18 protein-coding genes are annotated in these 20,403 nt (G+C 61.3%); 12 read left to right on the top strand and 6 right to left on the bottom strand.

Features of this window, described 5'->3' with window-relative positions:
- Positions 1–62 precede the first annotated feature (62 nt).
- On the bottom strand, positions 63–1,613 hold the full coding sequence (norR, locus tag HX830_RS07085) for a nitric oxide reductase transcriptional regulator NorR (protein ID WP_177099495.1): 1,551 nt from the start codon (positions 1,611–1,613) through the stop codon (positions 63–65).
- A 153-nt stretch (positions 1,614–1,766) separates the two neighbouring features.
- On the opposite strand from norR, the gene hmpA reads away from it, so the two are divergent.
- The 7 genes from hmpA to cyoE all read left to right on the top strand — a co-directional run bounded on the left by hmpA (position 1,767) and on the right by cyoE (position 9,456).
- Positions 1,767–2,948, top strand: coding sequence for an NO-inducible flavohemoprotein (gene hmpA / locus HX830_RS07090; protein WP_177099497.1), 1,182 nt, complete (start codon positions 1,767–1,769; stop codon positions 2,946–2,948).
- Between the two features lie 352 nt (positions 2,949–3,300).
- Positions 3,301–3,810 carry a disulfide bond formation protein B gene (locus HX830_RS07095; RefSeq protein WP_103494555.1) on the top strand — a complete coding sequence of 170 codons (510 nt, stop codon included), beginning with the start codon at positions 3,301–3,303 and terminating at the stop codon, positions 3,808–3,810.
- 827 nt (positions 3,811–4,637) lie between these two features.
- The gene (gene cyoA, locus HX830_RS07100; RefSeq protein WP_103494556.1) at positions 4,638–5,576 is read left to right on the top strand and encodes a ubiquinol oxidase subunit II; all 939 of its coding nucleotides are present in this window, start codon (positions 4,638–4,640) and stop codon (positions 5,574–5,576) included.
- A 3-nt stretch (positions 5,577–5,579) separates the two neighbouring features.
- Positions 5,580–7,598, top strand: a complete 2,019-nt coding sequence (cyoB, locus tag HX830_RS07105; protein ID WP_152741154.1) for a cytochrome o ubiquinol oxidase subunit I — start codon at positions 5,580–5,582, stop codon at positions 7,596–7,598.
- A gap of 3 nt (positions 7,599–7,601) precedes the next feature.
- Positions 7,602–8,228 (top strand): cytochrome o ubiquinol oxidase subunit III, encoded by a 627-nt coding sequence (gene cyoC, locus HX830_RS07110; protein ID WP_100941332.1) that lies wholly within the window; start codon positions 7,602–7,604, stop codon positions 8,226–8,228.
- Positions 8,229–8,558 carry a cytochrome o ubiquinol oxidase subunit IV gene (gene cyoD / locus HX830_RS07115; protein ID WP_100941333.1) on the top strand — a complete coding sequence of 110 codons (330 nt, stop codon included), beginning with the start codon at positions 8,229–8,231 and terminating at the stop codon, positions 8,556–8,558.
- Positions 8,559–8,568: 10 nt separating this feature from the next.
- Positions 8,569–9,456: a heme o synthase gene (cyoE, locus tag HX830_RS07120; RefSeq protein WP_103494558.1), complete on the top strand. Its 888-nt coding sequence runs from the start codon at positions 8,569–8,571 to the stop codon at positions 9,454–9,456.
- A gap of 57 nt (positions 9,457–9,513) precedes the next feature.
- Here cyoE and HX830_RS07125 read toward each other — a convergent pair whose 3' ends face one another.
- On the bottom strand, positions 9,514–10,926 hold the full coding sequence (locus HX830_RS07125; protein ID WP_177099499.1) for an aminotransferase-like domain-containing protein: 1,413 nt from the start codon (positions 10,924–10,926) through the stop codon (positions 9,514–9,516).
- A gap of 200 nt (positions 10,927–11,126) precedes the next feature.
- Between HX830_RS07125 and HX830_RS07130 the strand changes: the two genes are divergently transcribed.
- From HX830_RS07130 to HX830_RS07140, 3 genes are all read left to right on the top strand, one after another.
- Positions 11,127–11,813: a hypothetical protein gene (locus HX830_RS07130; RefSeq protein WP_177099501.1), complete on the top strand. Its 687-nt coding sequence runs from the start codon at positions 11,127–11,129 to the stop codon at positions 11,811–11,813.
- Positions 11,814–12,075: 262 nt separating this feature from the next.
- Positions 12,076–12,381: a DUF4124 domain-containing protein gene (locus tag HX830_RS07135; protein ID WP_103494561.1), complete on the top strand. Its 306-nt coding sequence runs from the start codon at positions 12,076–12,078 to the stop codon at positions 12,379–12,381.
- Between the two features lie 132 nt (positions 12,382–12,513).
- Positions 12,514–14,139, top strand: coding sequence for a methyl-accepting chemotaxis protein (locus tag HX830_RS07140; RefSeq protein ID WP_103494562.1), 1,626 nt, complete (start codon positions 12,514–12,516; stop codon positions 14,137–14,139).
- A 7-nt stretch (positions 14,140–14,146) separates the two neighbouring features.
- On the opposite strand, the gene HX830_RS07145 is transcribed toward HX830_RS07140, so the two are convergent.
- Positions 14,147–14,731 (bottom strand): DedA family protein, encoded by a 585-nt coding sequence (locus HX830_RS07145; RefSeq protein ID WP_177099503.1) that lies wholly within the window; start codon positions 14,729–14,731, stop codon positions 14,147–14,149.
- A gap of 155 nt (positions 14,732–14,886) precedes the next feature.
- Positions 14,887–15,708 (bottom strand): AraC family transcriptional regulator, encoded by an 822-nt coding sequence (locus HX830_RS07150; RefSeq protein WP_177099504.1) that lies wholly within the window; start codon positions 15,706–15,708, stop codon positions 14,887–14,889.
- Positions 15,709–15,868: 160 nt separating this feature from the next.
- On the opposite strand from HX830_RS07150, the gene HX830_RS07155 reads away from it, so the two are divergent.
- Positions 15,869–16,693: an alpha/beta fold hydrolase gene (locus tag HX830_RS07155; RefSeq protein ID WP_103494565.1), complete on the top strand. Its 825-nt coding sequence runs from the start codon at positions 15,869–15,871 to the stop codon at positions 16,691–16,693.
- A gap of 144 nt (positions 16,694–16,837) precedes the next feature.
- Here HX830_RS07155 and HX830_RS07160 read toward each other — a convergent pair whose 3' ends face one another.
- Complete coding sequence (locus tag HX830_RS07160) at positions 16,838–17,743, bottom strand: LysR family transcriptional regulator (RefSeq protein ID WP_152741149.1); 906 nt, start codon at positions 17,741–17,743, stop codon at positions 16,838–16,840.
- 101 nt (positions 17,744–17,844) lie between these two features.
- Here HX830_RS07160 and HX830_RS07165 point away from each other — a divergent pair, with 101 nt between their 5' ends.
- Positions 17,845–19,080, top strand: coding sequence for an acetylornithine transaminase (locus tag HX830_RS07165; RefSeq protein WP_152741148.1), 1,236 nt, complete (start codon positions 17,845–17,847; stop codon positions 19,078–19,080).
- A gap of 189 nt (positions 19,081–19,269) precedes the next feature.
- Here HX830_RS07165 and HX830_RS07170 read toward each other — a convergent pair whose 3' ends face one another.
- Entirely contained in the window at positions 19,270–20,283 is a 1,014-nt protein-coding gene (locus tag HX830_RS07170) for a sensor domain-containing diguanylate cyclase (protein ID WP_177099506.1), read from the bottom strand.
- Between the last annotated feature and the right edge of the window lie 120 nt (positions 20,284–20,403).

The following is a 20,403-nucleotide window of genomic DNA, read 5'->3' on the forward strand; positions in this document are numbered from 1 at the left end:
GATGGGTTATCGACCCGATGGGGGCCGGCTTTAGGTGTAATACACAACTCGCTGTTAAGTGTTTACTTCAAGCCGAGGCGTTTGGCCATCCGCCCGAGGTTGGCCCGGTCCAGCCCCAGTTCGCGGGCGGCGCTGGCCCAATTGTGCTGGTGTCGCTCCAGGCAGGCGCCGATCAGTTGTCGCTGGTAGTTTTCCGTGGCCTGGCGCAGATCAACGCCGCTTTCGAGCTCCGGCGGGGCAAGGGTTTGCTCCTGTGGGGCCTGGGGGGCAGTCGTCGGCAAATCCAGATCGGTGGCGCTCAGGCTTAGGATTCTTGGCCGCTCCCGGCAATTGCCCAAGGCTTTCAGGGCGCTGCGTCCGATCAGGTGTTCCAGCTCGCGGACGTTGCCCGGCCAGTTGTACGCCAGCAGCGCCGCCTGCGCATCCGCACTCAGGCGCAAGCTGCCCAGGCCCAGGCGCGAGCGGTTCTGTTCCAGGAAAAAACCACTCAATAGCAATACATCGCGACCGCGCTCGCGCAGGGCCGGCACTTGCAGCGGATAGACGCTCAGGCGGTGGTAGAAGTCGGCTCGATAGCGCCCGCTGCGCACTTCTTCAGCCAGGTCGCGATTGGTGGCGGCGATCAACCGTACATCCACCTGATGCTCGCGGTCCGAACCCAGGCGCTGTAGCTGGCCGCTTTGCAGTACCCGCAGCAATTTGGCCTGGACGCTCAGCGACAACTCGCCGACCTCATCGAGAAACAGTGTGCCGCCATTGGCCAGTTCGAATTTGCCGCGTCTATCGTTCACGGCTCCGGTGAAGGCGCCGCGTACATGGCCGAACAGCTCGCTCTCCACCAGGGTATCCGGCAGGGCGGCGCAGTTGAGGCTGATGATGGGTTTTTCCGCACGGGGGGACGCGGCATGGATCGCCTGGGCCACCAGTTCCTTGCCGACCCCGGTTTCACCGGTGATCAGCACCGTCAGGTCGCTGCCGCCCACCAGGTTGATCTCTTCCACCAGGCGTTTGTGGGCTTTGCCCTGGCCGATCATCTCGCGATTCTGTGGACCGCTGGCCTGGCGATAGAGCTCGGCGCGCTGGTGTTCGTCCTCGGCGCGCAAGGCCAGACGCGCGATCCGTTCGGCGGCATTCACCGTGGCCGCCGCCAGGCTGGCGAAGGCCTGCAGGGCATCGAGCTCGATCCGTTCGAAGCGCTCCGGGTCCAGGGCGTCGAGGGTCAGCAGGCCCCAGGGTTGTTCGTCGATAAACAGCGGGCAGCCCAGGCAGTCATGGACCTCCAGGTGCTCGGTCAAACCCTCCACCAGGCCGTCGTAAGGGTCCGGCAGATCGGTGTCGCTGTCGAAACGGGTCGGCCCGTGGCTGCCGAGCAGGATCTGGAAACGTGGGTGTTCGCTGATCTTGAAGCGCCGTCCGAGGGTGTCCGGGCTCAGGCCATCGACAGCCAGCGGCACCAGCCACTCGCCGTCCAGGCGCAGCAGCGCGGCGGCGTCACAGGGCAGCAGGGCGCGCATGGCTTCGAGCAGGCGTCGATAGCGTTCACTTTCGGGCAGTTCCCGTGAGAGATCCGATACCAGCGGCAGTAGGGCCGTCAGCAGGAGTTTTGCAGTCATATTGACTCCTATGGTGTCGGAATGACTATAAGTTGCCTGTAGTCACTATGACTAATACAATTTTAACTTGTTGATTTGTATCATTTTTAATCTTGGCATGAAGTGTGATGAGTAAAGGTTGATTCAGATAAAACCTCACCCAGGAGTTGACCCATGCTGAGCGTTCAAGACCGTGCCATCGTCAAATCGACTGTCCCGCTGCTGGAAAGCGGCGGCGAGGCGCTGATCACTCACTTCTATCGGATGATGCTGTCCGAGTACCCGCAGGTGCGCCCACTGTTCAACCAGGCCCACCAGTCCAGTGGCGACCAGCCCCGGGCGTTGGCCAACGGCGTATTGATGTATGCCCGGCATATCGACCAGCTCGATCAGTTGGGCGACCTGGTGGCCAAGATCATCAACAAGCATGTTGCGCTGCAGATCCTCCCGGAGCATTACCCGATTGTCGGCACTTGCCTGTTGCGGGCCATTCACGAAGTGCTCGGCGAGGAGATCGCCACGCCTGAAGTCATGAGTGCCTGGGGGGCGGCCTATAAGCAGTTGGCCGATATCCTGATCGGGGCCGAAACGGCCATTTACGACGAGAAAGCCCTGGCGCCCGGCGGCTGGCGCGGCGCCCGGCTGTTCAAGGTGGTGGCCAAGGTCGAGGAAAGCCAGGAAATCACTTCGTTCTATTTCGAGCCGGAGGATGGCCGGCCGGTCCTGGCGTTCACCCCGGGACAGTACATCGGCATGAAGCTGGTTATCGACGGCGAAGAGATGCGCCGCAACTACTCGCTCTCGGCGCTGGCGAAGGCCGGTCAGTATCGGATCAGCGTCAAGCGCGAGGCCGGTGGCAAAGTCTCGAACTACCTGCATGACCAACTGGCCGTCGGCGCCAGCCTGGAACTGTTCCCGCCGGCGGGCGAGTTCACTTTGGCGGCCAGCGACAAGCCGCTGGTGTTGATCAGTGGCGGGGTCGGGATCACGCCGACCTTGCCGATGCTCGAGGCGGCGTTGGCGGGCGAGCGGCCGGTGCATTTTATCCACTGCGCGCGCAACGGCCAGGTGCATGCTTTCCGCGACTGGGTCGATGCCCTGGCCGAGCGTCATCCACAGCTCAAGCGCTTCTATTGTTACGCCGAGGATGATGGTGTGAGCCCCGCCGCGGACAAGGTCGGTCTGCTGAGCCAGGAACAGTTGGGCGAATGGTTGCCTCAGGAGCGTGACCTGGATGCCTATTTCCTCGGGCCCAAGGGTTTTATGGGCGCAATCAAGCGTCACCTCAAAGCCCTGGGGGTGCCGGAACAGCAGAGCCGTTATGAGTTCTTCGGGCCGGCCGCGGCCCTGGAGTAATTCGTGGTATCGCCGTGGCCAAGCCTGTGGCCACGGCGGTCGGCCGCCCGGATCGGGCGCATGAACAAAATCCCTGGGCGCGTTAATCCCGGTTTAATCGGCTTGTCGTTAATTCGCCGATCATTGTCGGCGATCTTGTGGTGGTTTACCCATACTCCCCCAGACACCGACCTCGCGTGTTCAATACGCTCAAAGGTCATGGTCAGCGTGTAGACTTCCGGGCAACACATGTTCACCGGGTTGAAACGAGCGGATTGCGACCTGCGGGCCTATGGGATACAACCTCGGTTTGATGCCGCAGCTCGCTGCGCGGTCCTTCGGCCGATCCAACAACGAGTCAAAGGGAAACGGGATGACTGACGAAATGATGCGGCTGGGACGGGAAAAGCGCTTCCTGGTCCTGCTGGGGGTGATCTGCCTCGCCTTGATCGGCGGTGCGTTGTACATGCAGGTGGTACTGGGCGAAATGCCGTGCCCGTTGTGTATCCTGCAACGCTACGCCTTGCTGTTCATTGCGCTGTTCGCCTTTATCGGCGCGGGCATGCGCACCCGGCGCAGCCTCACGGTGCTGGAAGTGCTGGTGTGGTTGAGTGCCGTCGGCGGCATCATTGCGGCGGGCCGCCACGTCTATATCCAGGCCAATCCGGCGGTCAGTTGCGGCATCGACGTGCTGCAACCGATTGTCGACGGCCTGCCCCTGGCGTCGATCTTCCCGTTGGGCTTCCAGGTCGAGGGTTTCTGCGAAACGCCATACCCGCCGCTGCTGGGGCTGTCCCTGGCGCAATGGGCGCTGGTGGCTTTCGTGCTGACGGCGTTGCTGGTGCCGGTGGGTATCTACCGCAATCGCCAGAAAAACCGCTGATGTCGGTGGTCAGTCGATGCGGCTGAGGTTTGCCGATAATCCTTGGAAAACGCCCCGATCTTTCATGTAAGATCGGGGCGTTTTTTATGTCTGTCGGCCCTGGTAAAAAGCCCTGATAACCAGCAATAAAACGCGCGAAAAAACTGCGACATATTGTCACGTCGCAGCTGTCGCACTGGCCGTTTCTGACCTCGATGTCATCTTCTGATTGACAGCCATCCTCGAAAAAGTTCCCTGGCACGCTCTGTGTTTCACGTCTATATGGGGAGCCTCCCGATACCCCCCGAAGATCCTTCCAATACCCCGTCATGCTTGGGCCAGAGCCTCTTTCACGGCTCTTGCCAGGGCGAATTCACTGCGGATCAGTTGTTGGACAAAAGAGCGGTTCATGGCTTTTTGTTGAGAATGGAACGCGATACGATTCAGGATCGTTGCAAAAACGGTTAATGATTGTTGCGTGAATTGATAAAAAATATTTCAGGATGAGACGTGGTTTATAAAACGCTACCTCACTACAATCGCCGCACTGAATGTCCGGCGCCGCTCTGCCTGAGCGCAATAGGGCGGTCGAAGGGCTCAAGGGCGCTATGCGACCCCTGGTGCTGGCGACCTTTCCAAGTATCCGCACCAAATGGAATTGGTCTGTAACAAGGCCTATGACCCACGAAATCGAATAAGAACTCACGCCCGTTCCAGAGGTGCCGATCAATGATTGGTACGACGGACAGGCCCTTATTCAATCGGAAAAAATTGCCAACCCTTGGCAGGGTGAAGTGTTGGCTATCGAAACCCAACTGCATTGCGCAAGCTGCTTTAGAGGTCGTGAGATGAGTAAAACAAGGTATCCCAGATTCTTAGGCTTATTGCCGCTGCTCGGCACGTTGTTGCTGGGAGGGTGCAACATGACCTTGCTCGACCCGAAGGGTCAGGTCGCCCTGGACGAACGTAACCTGATCATCACCGCTACGCTGCTGATGCTGTTGGTCGTGGTGCCGGTCATCCTGATGACCTTTGCCTTCGCCTGGAAATACCGCGCGTCGAACAAGGACGCCACCTACGCGCCGAAATGGAGCCACTCCACCAAGATCGAAATCGTGGTCTGGGCCGTACCTGCCATCATCATCCTGTTCCTGGGCATCGTCACCTACAAGTCGACCCACGCCCTGGACCCGTATCGTCCGCTGGAATCCGACGTCAAGCCGATCACCGTCGAAGTGGTCGCCCTGGACTGGAAATGGCTGTTCATCTACCCGGAACAAGGCATCGCCACCGTCAACAAGCTGGTCTTCCCGGCCAAGACCCCGGTGAACTTCAAGATCACTTCCGACAGCGTGATGAACTCGTTCTTCATCCCGGGCCTGGGCGGTCAGATCTACGCCATGGCCGGTATGCAGACCAAGCTGCACCTGATCTCCAACGAGAATCATGAGTACGAAGGGATTTCCGCCAACTACAGCGGCGCCGGCTTCACCGGTATGAAATTCAAAGCGACCGCAACCAGCCAGGCGGATTTCGATGCCTGGGTAGCTGAGGTCAAGAAGGCACCTAAACAGCTTGAACAAGCTGAATACGCGGACCTTGCCAAGCCAAGCCAGGACAATCCGGTCGCGCTTTATTCGACCGTGACGCCGAACCTGTTCCAGAACATCGTCGACAAGTACGAAGGGATGAAAGCAGGCAAGCCGATCGAGCACGAGAAGAAAGAAGTGGCCGCATCGGAAGGAATGGACATGAGTTCGCATTCAGCTGCCGGGGCAGAGGAGTAAACGATGTTTGGTAAATTAAGTTGGGAAGCGGTCCCGTTCCACGAGCCGATTGTCATGGTGACCATTGCCATGATCGCGCTTGGCGGTCTGGCTTTGTTCGCGGCGATCACCTACTTCAAGAAGTGGACCTACCTGTGGACCGAGTGGCTGACTTCGGTCGACCACAAGAAAATCGGTGTCATGTACATCGTCGTCGCCATGGTCATGCTGCTGCGCGGTTTCTCCGACGCCATCATGATGCGGACCCAGTTGGCCATGGCCACCGAGGGTTCTCCTGGCTACCTGCCGCCTCACCACTATGACCAGATCTTCACCGCCCACGGTGTGATCATGATCATCTTCATGGCGATGCCTTTCTTCACCGGCCTGATGAACATCGTCGTGCCGTTGCAGATCGGTGCGCGTGACGTGGCCTACCCGTTCCTGAACTCCCTGAGCTTCTGGCTGCTGGTTTCCGGCGTGGTGCTGATCAACGTTTCCCTGGGTGTCGGCGAATTCGCCAAGACCGGTTGGGTTGCCTATCCGCCGCTGTCGGGCCTGCAATACAGTCCGGGCGTGGGGGTGGATTACTACATCTGGGCGCTACAGCTATCAGGGCTGGGTACAACGCTGACCGGGGTGAACTTCCTGGCCACCGTGCTGAAAATGCGTACCCCTGGCATGAAGCTGATGGACATGCCGATCTTCACCTGGACCTGCACCTGGGCCAACGTGCTGATCGTTGCTTCGTTCCCGATCCTCACCGCTACACTGGCTTTGCTGACGCTTGACCGCTACATGGATTTCCACATTTTCACCAATGAACTGGGTGGAAATCCGATGATGTACGTCAACCTGTTCTGGGCCTGGGGTCACCCCGAGGTGTACATCCTGATCCTGCCGGCGTTCGGGGTCTTCTCCGAAGTCATCTCGACCTTCTCCGGCAAGCGACTGTTCGGCCACCATTCGATGATCTACGCCAGTGGCGCGATCTCGGTGCTGGGCTTCATGGTTTGGCTGCACCACTTCTTCACCATGGGTTCGGGTGCCAACGTCAACGCCTTCTTCGGCCTGGCGACGATGCTGATTTCGATCCCGACGGGGGTGAAGCTATTCAACTGGCTGTTCACCATCTACCGTGGCCGTCTGCGCATGACCAGCCAGGTTCTCTGGACCCTGGGCTTCATGGTGACCTTCGCCATCGGCGGCATGACCGGCGTACTGCTGGCCATCCCGGGTGCTGACTTCGTCCTGCACAACAGCCTGTTCGTGATCGCGCACTTCCACAACGTGATCATCGGCGGCGCGGTATTCGGTTACATCGCCGGCTTCAGCTTCTGGTTCCCGAAAGCGTTCGGCTTCAAGCTGCACGAAGGTTGGGGCAAGGCGGCGTTCTGGTTCTGGATCTCCGGCTTCTTCGTCGCGTTCATGCCGCTCTACGCACTGGGCTTCATGGGCATGACCCGTCGTCTGAACGCCAGCACCAACCCTGAGTGGGTGCCTTACCTGTACGTGGCGTTGTTCGGTGCCATTCTGATCGCCTTCGGTATCGCTTCGCAATTGATCCAGATCTACGTAAGTGTGCGTGATCGCAAGCAGAACATGGACGTGACCGGCGACCCATGGAACGGCCACACCCTGGAATGGTCGACTTCTTCGCCACCGCCGTTCTACAACTTCGCCGAACTGCCGAAAGCCGATGGGGTTGACCCGTTCACCGAAGCCAAGGAAAACGGTACCGCGTACTCGGTGCCCAAGCGCTACCAGCCGATCCATATGCCGAACAACACCGCGACCGGCCTGGTCATGGGTGCTCTGCTGACCGTGTTCGGTTTCGCGATGATCTGGCATATCTGGTGGATGGCGATCGCTGGCCTGGCCGGTACGGTGATCTACTTCATCATCCATATCTCGCGTGATGATCAGGGTTACATGGTGCCAGTGGACGTCATCGAGCGTATCGAAGCTGAGCAGCACAAGGTGCTGGCGGCGGCGAAAGTGACTCCTGCCACCCGTGTTGAATCTTCGCTGGAACAGGCTTAAACCATGTCGAACTTAGTGACCAATGCTGGACACGCCCATGGTCATGACCATGGGCACGATGACCACCACCACGATACGAGCGAGATGACCGTCTTCGGTTTCTGGCTCTACCTGATGACCGACTGCATCCTGTTTGCGTCGATCTTCGCAGCGTACGCGGTGCTGGTTAACAACGTCGCCGGTGGCCCGTCGGGCCACGACATCTTCGAACTGCCGTACGTGCTGGGCGAAACCGCCTGCCTGTTGCTCAGTTCGATCACCTACGGCTTCGCCATGCTGGCGGTGTTCAAGGGCAAGAAAAGTCAGGTTCTGTTCTGGTTGGCAATCACCTTCCTGTTCGGCCTGGGCTTCATCGGCATGGAAATCAATGAATTCCACAAGCTGATCGAAGAAGGTTTCGGCCCTAACCGCAGCGGCTTCCTGTCCGGGTTCTTCACCCTGGTCGGGACTCACGGTCTCCACGTCAGCAGCGGTCTGATCTGGATGGGCGTGATGATGTACCAGGTCTGGAAAAACGGCCTGACGCCAAGCAACATCACCCGCCTGAGCTGCCTGAGCTTGTTCTGGCACTTCCTGGACGTCGTGTGGATCTGCGTATTCACCGTTGTTTACCTGATGGGGACTCTGTAAATGGCTAATGCACAGCATTCCAGTGATGCCAACCACGGCAGCGTGAAGTCCTACATGGTCGGCTTTGTCCTGTCGATCATCCTGACTATCATCCCGTTCGGCCTGGTGATGTACCCGTCGCTGCCGAAAGCGGCGACCCTGTGGATCGTTCTGGTCTTCGCAGTGATCCAGGTGCTGGTGCACCTGGTGTACTTCCTGCACCTGGACCGTTCCGCGGCACAGCGTAACAATGTGGTGGCGTTTATCTTCGCGGCACTGGTGATCGTCCTGCTGGTGGGTCTGTCGCTGTGGATCATGTTCAGCATCCACACCGTCATGATGGCGAAGTGAGGTAAACCCGATGTCGCTCAAGCACTTTATCCAAATCACCAAACCGGGGATCATTTTCGGTAACGTGCTTTCTGTGGCGGGTGGTTTCTTCCTGGCCTCGAAAGGGCATGTCGATCTGGCCATCTTCCTGGCGGCCATGATCGGTACTTCGCTGGTGGTGGCGTCCGGTTGTGTGTTCAACAACTGCATCGACCGTGACATCGACCTGAAGATGGAGCGCACCAAGAACCGGGTGCTGGTCCAGGGGCTTATCTCCCTGAAACTGGCCCTGATTTACGCCACCGTTCTCGGGATCGCCGGCGTGGCCCTGCTGTACCGCGTCGCCAACCCGTTGGCGGCGCTGTTCGCGGTGATCGGCTTTGTCATCTACGTCGGCTTCTACAGCCTGTACTTCAAGCGCAAGTCGGTTCACGGCACGCTGATCGGCAGTCTGTCGGGGGCGATGCCTCCGGTGATCGGCTACGTGGCGGTGAGCAACAGCTTCGACATGGCGGCCCTGACGCTGCTGGTGATGTTCAGTTTGTGGCAGATGCCGCATTCCTACGCGATCGCGATCTTCCGCTTCAACGATTACCTGGCCGCATCGATTCCGGTGTTGCCGGTGAAGCGCGGGATCCTGGTGGCCAAGAAGCACATCCTGCTCTACATCCTGGCCTTCCTCGGCGCGACGTTGATGCTGACCTTCAGCGGTTATGCCGGCATGAGCTACCTCGCCGTGGCCGCGGCCATGGGCATGTACTGGTTGTACATGGCCTGGACCGGCTACAAGGCGGTGGATGACACGGTCTGGGCACGCAAGCTGTTTGTGTTCTCGATCTTCACCATCACTGCCCTGAGCGTGATGATGTCGCTGGATTTCAAGGTGCCCAGTGAGTTGCTGCTGACTTACGCCCGCTGAGTCCACCGGCTATTGAAAAAGCCCCGCCTTCGCAAGAAGCGCGGGGCTTTTTTTTGCTCAGGCCTGGAGCAAACGCAGGAAGCGCTCGCGGACCCGTTCGTCGTCGCTGTGGGCGACGTTGAAGCGCAGAAAGCTCGAGGCTTCGGGGCCGGCGCTGAGCAAGGTCCCGGGGGCCAGCACGATGTCGTTTTCCAGGCCTTTGCGGGCCAGGGTCTCGGCCTCGATTCCGGCCGGCAGGCGGGCCCAGATGAACAGCCCTTCGCCCGGGCATGACGCCACCGAACAGCCGGCTTCGCCCAGCCAGCGGGCTACGCGGTTGTTGGCCGCATACAAGCGATCGATCAGGCGTCGGGCGTGCCGGGTGTAGCTGCCGTCGCTGAGCATTCGATAGATGATCTGTTCCACCAGCTCCGAGGTCACGCAGCCGCTCGACATCTTCAGGTCGATCATCCGCGCGGCCAGCTCCGGCCGCAGCGCCAGGTAGCTGAGCCGGCAGTTGGCACTGAGTATCTTGGTGAACCCCGAGACATAGCTGATGTTGTCCAGGCCGCCGGCCGCCGCGAGGCGAGGGGTCTGTTTCTGCTGGATATCACCATACAGGTCGTCTTCGATGATATGGAAGCCGTAGCGATGGCTGAGCTCCAGCAACCGATAGACCTGGGCCGGGGAAAAGGAATGGCCGGTGGGATTGTGCAGCGTACTGTTGGTCAGGTAGAGCATCGGGCGATGACTGTCGAGCAGCTGTTCGAGCTGGTTGAAGTCCAGGCCGTCACGGCCGCGGGGAATGCTGACGATCCGCGCGCCGTGCAGCACCAGGTTCGCCCGCAGGTTGAAGTAGCATGGGTCGTCCAGCAGCACCGTGTCGCCGGGCTTGATCAACAGGCGCATAAGCATGTCGATGGCCTGGAGGGTGTTGGCCGTGGTGATGATCTGTTCCACCGGGACGTCGATATCCAGGGTCGACAGCTTCACCCGCAGGGCCTGGCGTAGCGGCGGGTAACCGGCGGGCACGCCGACTTCACCCATGCGCAGGGTGGTGGCCCGCAGGGTGCCGCGAGCGGCCTTGAGCAATTCCTCGCGAGGCAACCAGGAGGAGGGCAGGAAACCGCAGCCGGGGCGCAGGGCTCCGTTGTCCAGCAGCAGGCCCCGGCGCACCACGCTCAGGGTGTCCTGCGGCAGCAGCTCACGGCCGACTCCGGCCTGCACCGCCGCGCTGAGCCGTGAGACGTAGTGCCCCGAGCCCTGGCGCGAAGTGATCAGGCCCTTGGCCCGCAGCCGGTCCAGTGATTCGACCACCGTCGACTTGCCGACCCCCATGAGATCCGAGAGTTCGCGAATCGGCGGCAACTTGGCCCCGTGCTGCAGGGAGCCCTGGTTGATGGCAGCCGAGACGCGGTCGACGATCTGTTGTACCAGTGGCTCGCCTGGAAGGAACTCGATGGCGGCGATCACGGCTCTCTGAACCTGCATTTTACTGGTCGCTCGAGCAATAAAGTCCGGAGGATTCTAGTCGAACTTGCCCTGATCAAGAAGACATCCGCTCGCTAGTATCAAGAGGCCATTGTTCCCCTGCATGCCGTGCTGATTGAAGAGGTTCTCCCTACGTGTTGAAACTGCCCAATCGAACATTCGAGGTACCGCTGCATGACTGAGCCCGCCGGGAGTCTGATATGAACGCGCAACCCTGTGTGATGGTGGCCGGCTACGCGGGCAAGCGTGCAGGCGATATCCAGAAACTGCGCGAGCTGTGCCGGACGCTGTATCAGGCCTCGCTGATCTTTCTGGTGGAGAAGGTCCAGCCCGGGGATGACCTCGTGGCGGGTAACGCCTGGGCGCCTTCCCTCGCGGTCGAAAACGTCGACGCTGCGCTGGATACTGTCTGCCGTTGCCTGGCCAGCGAGGATTGGAAAGACCTGGAGCTACCGCTGTCCGCGACCTATCTGCGCCTGCAGGGGCTCTGCGCCGAGCTCCACCATGGCTGGCAACGCGATCTGGCCACGATCACCTTTGCGCTCGTGGCCCACATCCGCGTGAATACTCATCTGGAGCTGCTCGTCGATGACCCGGGGCCTCAGCCGCGCAATCGTCGCGGGGCGGCGTCGCCCGGCCGTGGCGAGCACACCCGGAGCCAGATGCTTGCTGAAGTGGCCAAGGTGATGTACCTGGGGCTGGATACCGAGAAACACTTGTTCTTTGCGCGGATTCTGCCCAAGGCCCTCCACGGGTTTGCCGCCGAGGATCATTCGAAGTGGGAGGCAATCCTCCTGCAACTGGGGGTTGTGGAGGCCGATGTGCTGCTCGATGAAACGACTGATGCCAGCCATGACCGCGCAAGCATGCCTGTCCTGGCGCCATGAGCGATGCTGCTCGTGGCGGTGAAAATTGGATCCATGTATGGCGAAAGGCTTACATGCCGTGGCACTGATCTCCTCTGTTGACCGTTCATGGCCGGGGTTAATCTACACCCATCGCTGCTACGCAAGGATGTGTGCAGGATCAGGGATGATCGAACCAGGCCATGGAGGCCGCCGACGGGATGTCGGAATGCTTTGAAGAAAACCCGCTTCGGCGGGTTTTCTTTTATCTGTGGACAGCCAACGCGTACAGGGATGCACATCCATGGGCAGATGCCTGGTCTTCGTTCTCCTCCTTGGCGCCTCCTGCTCGGCCTTCAGCGCCGATGCCTACAAGTGTGTCAGCCAGGACGGTAAGGTCAGTTTCGCCGCGCAGCCCTGCGCGCCGGACCAGGGCGTATCCAGCTGGCAAGCCCGCACCCAGCGCACGCAACTGCACAGTGTCTCGGCCGATGAGGCCAAGGCCGACGCCATCAATCAGCGCGCCACGAAAATCCTGCAGGCGGGCTACCACACGCGCATTATCTACAAGGTCAATATCGTCCCCGGCCCCGGACAGAAAGCTCCCTGAGACAAGCCAGTGCACGAGTGAAAGGGTTCGGCAATTATTTCAAGTTGTCGTACGACGTGCCGATAGCCTGCCAACTCTGAAGCTAAGGGCAGGGGTCGCTGACCCGAAGCCATAACAAAAAAGGCGGTCGTCATGTTTCTTCGTCAACTGAATATCGCGCCTCGCGCGGCGCTGGGTTTTGCCTTGATCGCGGTGCTGGTGGCTTTGCTGGGGGTGTTCGCCCTGGGCCAGATGTCGAACATCCGCGAAGGCGAGGTAGCGGTTGAAACCCAATGGCTGCCGAGTATTCGTGGCGGTGACGAGATCCGCGAGATCATGTTGCGCATCCGCACCATCTCCCTGCGCATGGCCCTCGACCAGGACCCGAAGAACATCGCGGTGTACCGCGGCCAGATGGACGTGCGCGACAAGGAATTGAGCGAGCGGATCGTCGCCTACGACAAACTGGTCACCAGCCCCGAGGCCCGGGTGTTGTATGACCAGTTCAAGACAACCTTCGCCGCGTACCGTGCCGGTATCGCCCAATCCTTCACCCTGGCCGAGCAGGGCCGGCGCGACGAACTGATCAAGCTGCTGCTGGTGGACATGAAGACCGTGGTGGACGGTTCCGGCAAGCAACTGACCGACCTGGCCGACCTCTTTACCAAACAGGTGGCGGCCGAGAGCCAGAAGTCCGAGGAGCACTACAGCAACTCGCGGATGATCGTGATCCTGTTTGTTGTCCTGGCGGCCCTGGCCACCGTGGGCCTGGCGACGTTGCTCACGCGCAGTATCGTCAAACCCCTGGGACAGGCCCTGAGCGCGGCGCAGAATGTGGCGCGGGGCGACCTGACCCAGCGTATCGAAAGCCACGGTGACGATGAAGTCAGTCACCTGCTCGAAGCCCTGGCCACCATGCAGCAAACCTTGCGTGACACTTTGCAAGGCATCAGCGGTTCGGCGACCTCGCTGACCACCGCGGCGGACGAACTGAATACGGTCACCCGGGGCAGCACCGAGGGCCTGCAACAGCAGAACCATGAAATTGAACAGGCGGCCACGGCGGTCAACGAAATGACCACGGCGGTGGAGGAGGTGGCGCGCAATGCCGTGTCCACCTCGGACGCCACCCGCAAATCCAGCGAATCGGCGCGGCTCGGCCAGGAGCGGGTGAGTGAAACTCTCGGCGCCATCAGTGCGCTGTCCGGGGACGTCGAGCGCACCGGGGAGCTGGTACGTTCGCTGGCCGATCAGTCCCAGGGCATCGGCAAGGTGCTGGAAGTGATTCGCGCCATTGCCGAGCAGACCAATCTGCTGGCACTGAATGCCGCCATCGAGGCGGCCCGTGCCGGTGAGAGCGGGCGCGGCTTTGCGGTGGTGGCCGATGAGGTGCGTGCCCTGGCCCATCGCACCCAGCAGTCGACCCAGGAGATCGAACAGATGGTGTCCGGCATGCGCAGCGGCTCGACCCTGGCCCTGGAGTCGATGCACACCAGCACCGCCCGTGCCGCCAGCACCCTGGCCCTGGCCGAACGGGCCGGCGAAGCGCTGGTGACCATCACCGCCTCGGTGCATGAAATCCACGAGCGCAACCTGGTGATCGCCAGCGCGGCGGAAGAACAGGCCCAGGTGGCCCGGGAAGTCGACCGTAACCTGGTGAACATCCGCGACCTGTCGATCCGCTCGGCGACCGGGGCCGACCAGACCAGCGCCGCCAGCCATGAGTTGTCGCGGCTGGCGACCTCGTTGCAGGGACTGGTCGGGCGCTTCCGGGTCTGAGCCTGGCTCAGGCTTTCTGACGTTCCCGCGCCCTGGCCCGCAGATGGCGGATCAGGGCGATCCCGGCAACGATGACCACTACGCCGATCACGATGCGCAGGCGATAGGGTTTGAGATTGCCCAGCAAGCTTTCGAGGAAGCCGCCGGCCCAATAACCGGCCGTGGCAAAGAGCATGGCCCAGACCACGGCTCCGAGCAGGTTCATCAGGCTGAAGCGCAGCGGCGATAGCCGGCTGGCACCGATTACCAGCGGACCCACCAGGCGCATGCCATAGAGGAAGCGCACGGCAAAGATCGAGGTCAGCGGGTGGCGTTGAATGAGTCCCGTCACCCGTTCTATGGCGGCCTGCTGGCGATGCAGGCGGGGTAGCAGGCGGGCACCGAAATAACGTCCGGTCCAGAACAGCGCCTGGTCGCCGAGCATCCCGCCGAGGCTGGCCCAGAAGATCACCAGCGGCAGGTGCAGGACCTGCTGGTGCGCCGCCACCCCGCCGAGGATCAGGATGGTTTCCCCTTCCAGCAGGCAGCCGATGAAGATGGCCCAATAGCCGTAGGTGGCGAGCAGGTAGTTGAAGTCGATGTGTTCGAACATAACGGTGTACTGATCCTTGTATCGGTCCATGGGCGCTGTTGCCGATGCACGAGGCAGCAGGCAGGCGACGGTGTTCTTGGGTCTGATCGATTGGCCAGGCGAAAGTGCCCTGGGGTGCCCGGTTCAACAATAGCCGAGCTTGTGCCTGTTCTGATTCAGGCTGACTGTCGCGCCAACCACTCCCGCGGACTTTCACCGATCTTGCGGCGAAAGGCCCGGGCCAGGGCCGATGGGCTTTCATAACCGACCTCATCGGCGATCAGGGCAATCGGCCGGCCCTCGCGCAAGCGCTTCTGGGCCAGGCTGACACGCCAGCTGAGCACATAGTCTGCCGGAGTCTGGCCAACCACTTTGTGAAAATGCGCGGCGAAACTGGCCCGGGACATATTCGACTCCTGCGCCAGGTCGGCCACGGTCCAGGGCCGCTCGGGATGGTTGTGCATCATGGTCATGGCCCGGGCCAGGCGCAGGTCCGCCAGACCCGACATCATCCCGGTGGTCATGCTGTGGTAGGCCATCATGTGCCGCAGGAACTGGATCACCATCAGTTCGAACAGGCGGTTCATCACCGCTTCGCGGCCACAGTGTTCGGCGAAGGCCTCAGCGAACAGCCACTCGAGATTGCCCTCGAGCATGGGCACCGCGGCGAGCGGCATCACGATGGTGTCGGACAAGGCCACGGACAGCGGATTGTCGATACCGCCATCGAAACGCAGCGCCGCGCAGACCAGTTCGGCGGCGTCGGCCTTGCTGGCAACCAGGCGATGGGGCAGGGGACGGGGGATCAGGATCAGGCTCGGTTCTTCGATGCGCAGCAGCTTGCCGCCGCTCTCGAGGTTGACCCGGCCACTTTTCAGCAGGTGCACGTGCCCGGTGGGTTCCAGGCCATCGACCTCGGCATTGCCTCGCAGGAGGCCACTGTGGAAGGTGTCGGCGGCGATGCCGAAGTGCGTGAGCAAGGTCGACAGGCGATCCATTCTTTCCCTCTCGTTAACGCTGGAATTAGACGATCTGGTGCATATCATCGACAGGAAGGCGCCATTCGTAAAGCTGTTTTGCCCATCATGGCCCCACGTTCAGCGACCTGGACGCCGCCGCTTCCGGTGGGTCAGCCATTTCATGCGAGAGGGAATACCAATGCAAATGTTCCGTTTTTCTGCCGTCTCCAAACTGTTCGCCGCCGTCGCCATCGCGGCTGGAGCCTTGTCGATGGGCTGGGCGGGTTCGGCCGCCGCTGCCGCGCAGCCGGGCCAGAAAGCCACGGTGGTGCTGGTGCACGGCGCCTTTGCCGAGTCTTCCAGCTGGAATGGGGTGATTGCCCGCCTGCAGGCCAAGGGGTATCCGGTGATCGCCGTCGCCAACCCGCTGCTCAGCGTGAAAAGCGATTCGGACTATGTGGCCGACATCGTCGAACATACACCTGGTCCGGTGATCCTGGTTGGGCATTCCTACGGTGGCTCGGTGATTTCCAACGCGGTCCATGGCCGTTCCAACGTCAAGGCACTGGTCTACGTTGCCGCCTTCGCCCCGGAAAAAGGCGAGACCGCGATCGAACTCTCCGGCCGTTTTCCGGGCAGCACCCTGGGCCCGACCCTGGCGCCGCCGGTGCCGTTGAAAGATGGCACGGTGGACCTGTTTATCCAGCAGGATAAATTCGCCGCGCAGTTCGCCGCCGATGTCGCCCCCAAGGATGCCGCGCTGATGGCCGCGACCCAGCGCCCGGTCGCCGAGGCCGCGTTGAAGGAAGGCTCGGGTGATCCGGCCTGGAAAACCCTGCCGTCCTGGTTTATCTACGGTTCGGCGGACAAGAACATTCCCGAAGCGGCCCTGAAGTTCATGGCTGATCGCGCGGGCTCCAGGGAGACGGTGGATATCAAGGGCGCGTCCCATGTGGTGATGGTGTCCCATCCGGACAAGGTCGCGGCGATCATTGAAGATGCGGCCAAGGCTATCGCCAAATAAACCACGAGCATCCAGACAGGCACAGTGAGGTTTGAAAGCCGATCAGGGATTCTGTGGGAGCGGAGCTTGCCCGCGAAGGGGCCCTTGAGACCGCCAAAAGCTTCGCGGGCAAGCTCCGCTCCCACAGGATGTGTGCTCGGCCTGCTAGGGCTTGCCCCACTTTTCCAACGCGAACTCCACGAAGCTGCGCAGCTTGGGCAGTCGGTAGCGGTCTTGCGCGTAAAGCAGGTTCATCGGCCGGCTGGGCAGCTTGTATGTCCCCAGCAGCGGCACCAGTCGGCCTTCGCGCAGATCATCGCGCAGCAACGCATCCGGGAGCATCACGATGCCCATTCCAGAGAGCGCCGCCTGGTACAACGCCGAAGAACTGTTGATGGTCATCGGGCCGCTCACCGGTACCAGGATTTCCCCCTCCGGGCCGCTCAGGCTCCACTGTTTTTCCACCGTCCGCCAGTCGTCGCCCGCCGGGTAGGCGAAGGCCAGGCAGTCGTGATGTTCCAGGTCCTGGGGGATGATCGGTGTCCCGCGCCGTTTCAGGTACGACGGCGACGCACAGACGGTCAGCGCATAGTTTTCCAGGGGCCGGGCAATCAGCGCCGAGGGGTCGGGTGCACCCAGGCGGATCGCCGCATCAAAGCCGCTGTCGATCAGGTCTTCGCGCTGGTTGCTGAGCATTACGTCCAGCTTGATCCGGGGATACCGCAGCACGAACTCACTCAGGGCCGGTGCCAGGCGTTCGGAGCCGAAGGTCAGCGGCGCGGTGATCCGCAGGATACCGCTGGGCTCGCCCTGGGCCTGTTCGGCCAGGCGCTCGGAGTCCGCCACCAGCCCCAGCACCTCAAGACAGCGCTGATAGTAGGTCGAGCCGAACTCGGTCAGGCGCTGACGACGAGTCGTACGGTTAAGCAGGCTGACCCCGAGCCGTTGCTCCAGTGAGCGCAGATGATTGCCGACCATGGTGGTGGAAATGCCGCACTCCAGGGCGGCGGCGGTCATGCTGCCGCTCTCCACCACGGTCACGTACACCCGCATTGCCTGGAAAAGATCCATTATCAATCTCAGCTTTAAAATGATTGAAGCGTAACGCAGTTTATCCAGCTCAGGTGGCTAACGATACTGCCAGCACCACCCCATGCCTGGAGCTCGATGCCATGACCGCCGCTAGCCTGATGACCACCTATCAACCACTGGACCTGGGGTTCGTCAAAGGGCTGGGCACCCGCCTGTGGGATCGCGAAGGCCGTGAGTACCTGGATGCCGTGGCCGGCGTGGCGGTGACCAATATCGGTCACTCCCACCCGCGCCTGGTGAGTGCCATCTGCGAGCAGGCCGGCCTGTTGCTGCACACCTCCAACCTCTACAGCATCGACTGGCAGCAACACTTGGCCCAACGCCTGGTCCAGCTATCGGGCATGGACCGGGTGTTCTTCAACAACTCCGGCGCCGAGGCCAATGAAACGGCGCTGAAGCTGGCGCGACTGCATGCCTGGCACAAAGGGATCGAGAAACCCCTGGTGGTGGTCATGGAGAATGCCTTCCACGGCCGTACCCTGGGCACCTTGTCCGCCAGCGACGGTCCGGCGGTGCGCCTGGGCTTCCATGACCTGCCGGGGGACTTCATCAAGGTGCCATACGGCGACCTGGCGCTGTTGCACAGCATTGCCCGCAGCCACGGCCAGCGGATCTGCGCGGTGCTGATGGAGCCGATCCAGGGCGAAAGCGGTGTGCAACTGCCGCCGCCGGGCTACCTGAAGGCCGTCCGCGACCTGTGCAAGCGGCGCTCCTGGTTGCTGATGCTCGACGAGATCCAGACCGGCATCGGCCGCACCGGCCAGTGGTTCGCCTTCCAGCACGAAGGCGTTGTCCCGGACGTGATGACCCTGGCCAAGGGCTTGGGCAATGGCATTCCCATCGGCGCTTGCCTGGCGCGGGGCAAGGCCGCCGAGCTGTTTACTCCTGGCAGCCACGGCAGCACCTTTGGCGGTAACCCGCTGGCCTGTCGGGCCGGCTGCACCGTGCTCGATATCATCGAGGAGCAGGGCTTGGTGGAGAATGCCCGGCAGCAAGGGGAGCATTTGCTGGCACGGCTACGGGCCGAACTGAGCGGTTGTCCGCAGGTCCTGGCGATACGTGGGCAAGGCCTGATGATCGGTGTCGAACTGCACCAGCCGGTACGTGACCTGGCGCTGATCGCGGCCCGGGACCAGGGCTTGTTGATCAACGTGACACGGGGCAAGACCATTCGCCTGCTGCCACCGCTGGTGATCGACAAGCAGGAAGTCGAGATGATAGTGAAAGGGCTGTGTGGCGTATTGCAGTGGGAAAAAAACACGGCAATAGCGAAAGGCTTACACGCCGCGCCCGCAATCGCCTCTATGAGCGTTTGAGCGGCTGCCCTATTCTGGATCCATCACTGCTGCGCAAGGATGTGCACAGGATCAGGGAAGATCGACCATCGCCAGGACGGCAGCCGACAGGACGTTGGAATGGTCAAAAGAAAACCCCGTTTCGGCGGGGTTTTTTGTGTACGCGGGAAAAACCGGCGGTGCCTGGCGTCGGCCAAGGCCAGTGCGGTCTCAATTGGAAATCACATTCTTGCCGGCACCCTTGGCGCGATACAGGGCCTGGTCGGCCCGGCCCATCAGTTCGGCCATGGGCTCGTCGGCGTGACGTTCCACCACCCCAAAACTGATTGTCAGTGAGTTCAGGCCCAGGGGGTTGCGTTGCAGCAGGCGCTCGCGCATTCGCTGTGCCAGGTTCATGGCGGTGGCGAGGGGGCTGTCCGGCAGGACCAGCATGAATTCGTCACCGCCCCAGCGCGCCAGCAGATCAGTGTCGCGCAGGCAGCCCTGGAGTGTTTGCGCGACCTCGACCAGCACCCTGTCGCCGCCTTGATGCCCGTGGCGGTCATTGATGAGCTTGAAGTCATCGATATCCATGGCAATCAGCGACAGCGCCTGGCGAAAGCGCCCGGCGCGCTGGCACTCCCGGAACAGGATCTTCTCCAGGCAATAGCGATTGGCGACCCCGGTCAGCGAATCGCTCTCGGCCAGGCGGCGGTTTTCCTCGAGCTGGGCCTGCAACTGGCGATTGACCCGTGACAGCTCGGCAGTCCGCTCGGCGACGATGGCCTCGAAGGAGTGGTTACGGGCCTCCAGTTGTTCGAGCAGGCGCCGTTGGTCTTCGAGACTACGGTGGGCGCCGATCATCCGGGCGACCGAACCGTCGGGGTTGCGGGCGATCACATAGCCGCGGTCTTCTACCAGGATATAATCGCCGCTGCGGGTGCGGCAGCGGTACTCGGCGTGATAACCCAGGGTGCGTTCATTCAGATGGTCGTCGAAATGCGCCATCACCTGTGGGTAGTCGTCGGGATGAATCACGTTTTCCCAGGTGAAGACGCTGTTCGGCAGGCTATTGGGGGAGTAGCCGAGCATTTCGTACCAGCCGGGGCTGCGGTAGACCAGGCCGGTATTAGCATTCCAGTCCCAGACGCCATCGCTGACCAGTTCAAGGATCGCGTGCACGACGTCTTCGTTGATATCGCCGAGTTGGCTGTTCCAGGGTCCGCTTTTGGATGGTTCGACCATCGCTGCTCACTCCTTTGGCATTGATTTCGGTGTCTCAGGCCAAAAGCGGGGACGCAACGGTCTATGGCACGGTAATACTGTACCGTTTGTTGTGGGAAATATAGATGTAGAGCCCTGGCT

It is taken from the genome of Pseudomonas gingeri, assembly GCF_013385425.1.
Classification (GTDB): domain Bacteria; phylum Pseudomonadota; class Gammaproteobacteria; order Pseudomonadales; family Pseudomonadaceae; genus Aquipseudomonas; species Aquipseudomonas gingeri_D.

What these genes read in the sequence shown, in the direction of transcription:
- norR (WP_177099495.1), bottom strand. Translation starts at nt 1,613, where the DNA reads ATGACTGCAAAACTCCTGCTGACGGCCCTACTGCCGCTGGTATCGGAT.
- hmpA (WP_177099497.1), top strand. Translation starts at nt 1,767, where the DNA reads ATGCTGAGCGTTCAAGACCGTGCCATCGTCAAATCGACTGTCCCGCTG.
- HX830_RS07095 (WP_103494555.1), top strand. Translation starts at nt 3,301, where the DNA reads ATGACTGACGAAATGATGCGGCTGGGACGGGAAAAGCGCTTCCTGGTC.
- cyoA (WP_103494556.1), top strand. Translation starts at nt 4,638, where the DNA reads ATGAGTAAAACAAGGTATCCCAGATTCTTAGGCTTATTGCCGCTGCTC.
- cyoB (WP_152741154.1), top strand. Translation starts at nt 5,580, where the DNA reads ATGTTTGGTAAATTAAGTTGGGAAGCGGTCCCGTTCCACGAGCCGATT.
- cyoC (WP_100941332.1), top strand. Translation starts at nt 7,602, where the DNA reads ATGTCGAACTTAGTGACCAATGCTGGACACGCCCATGGTCATGACCAT.
- cyoD (WP_100941333.1), top strand. Translation starts at nt 8,229, where the DNA reads ATGGCTAATGCACAGCATTCCAGTGATGCCAACCACGGCAGCGTGAAG.
- cyoE (WP_103494558.1), top strand. Translation starts at nt 8,569, where the DNA reads ATGTCGCTCAAGCACTTTATCCAAATCACCAAACCGGGGATCATTTTC.
- HX830_RS07125 (WP_177099499.1), bottom strand. Translation starts at nt 10,926, where the DNA reads ATGCAGGTTCAGAGAGCCGTGATCGCCGCCATCGAGTTCCTTCCAGGC.
- HX830_RS07130 (WP_177099501.1), top strand. Translation starts at nt 11,127, where the DNA reads ATGAACGCGCAACCCTGTGTGATGGTGGCCGGCTACGCGGGCAAGCGT.
- HX830_RS07135 (WP_103494561.1), top strand. Translation starts at nt 12,076, where the DNA reads ATGGGCAGATGCCTGGTCTTCGTTCTCCTCCTTGGCGCCTCCTGCTCG.
- HX830_RS07140 (WP_103494562.1), top strand. Translation starts at nt 12,514, where the DNA reads ATGTTTCTTCGTCAACTGAATATCGCGCCTCGCGCGGCGCTGGGTTTT.
- HX830_RS07145 (WP_177099503.1), bottom strand. Translation starts at nt 14,731, where the DNA reads ATGTTCGAACACATCGACTTCAACTACCTGCTCGCCACCTACGGCTAT.
- HX830_RS07150 (WP_177099504.1), bottom strand. Translation starts at nt 15,708, where the DNA reads ATGGATCGCCTGTCGACCTTGCTCACGCACTTCGGCATCGCCGCCGAC.
- HX830_RS07155 (WP_103494565.1), top strand. Translation starts at nt 15,869, where the DNA reads ATGCAAATGTTCCGTTTTTCTGCCGTCTCCAAACTGTTCGCCGCCGTC.
- HX830_RS07160 (WP_152741149.1), bottom strand. Translation starts at nt 17,743, where the DNA reads ATGGATCTTTTCCAGGCAATGCGGGTGTACGTGACCGTGGTGGAGAGC.
- HX830_RS07165 (WP_152741148.1), top strand. Translation starts at nt 17,845, where the DNA reads ATGACCGCCGCTAGCCTGATGACCACCTATCAACCACTGGACCTGGGG.
- HX830_RS07170 (WP_177099506.1), bottom strand. Translation starts at nt 20,283, where the DNA reads ATGGTCGAACCATCCAAAAGCGGACCCTGGAACAGCCAACTCGGCGAT.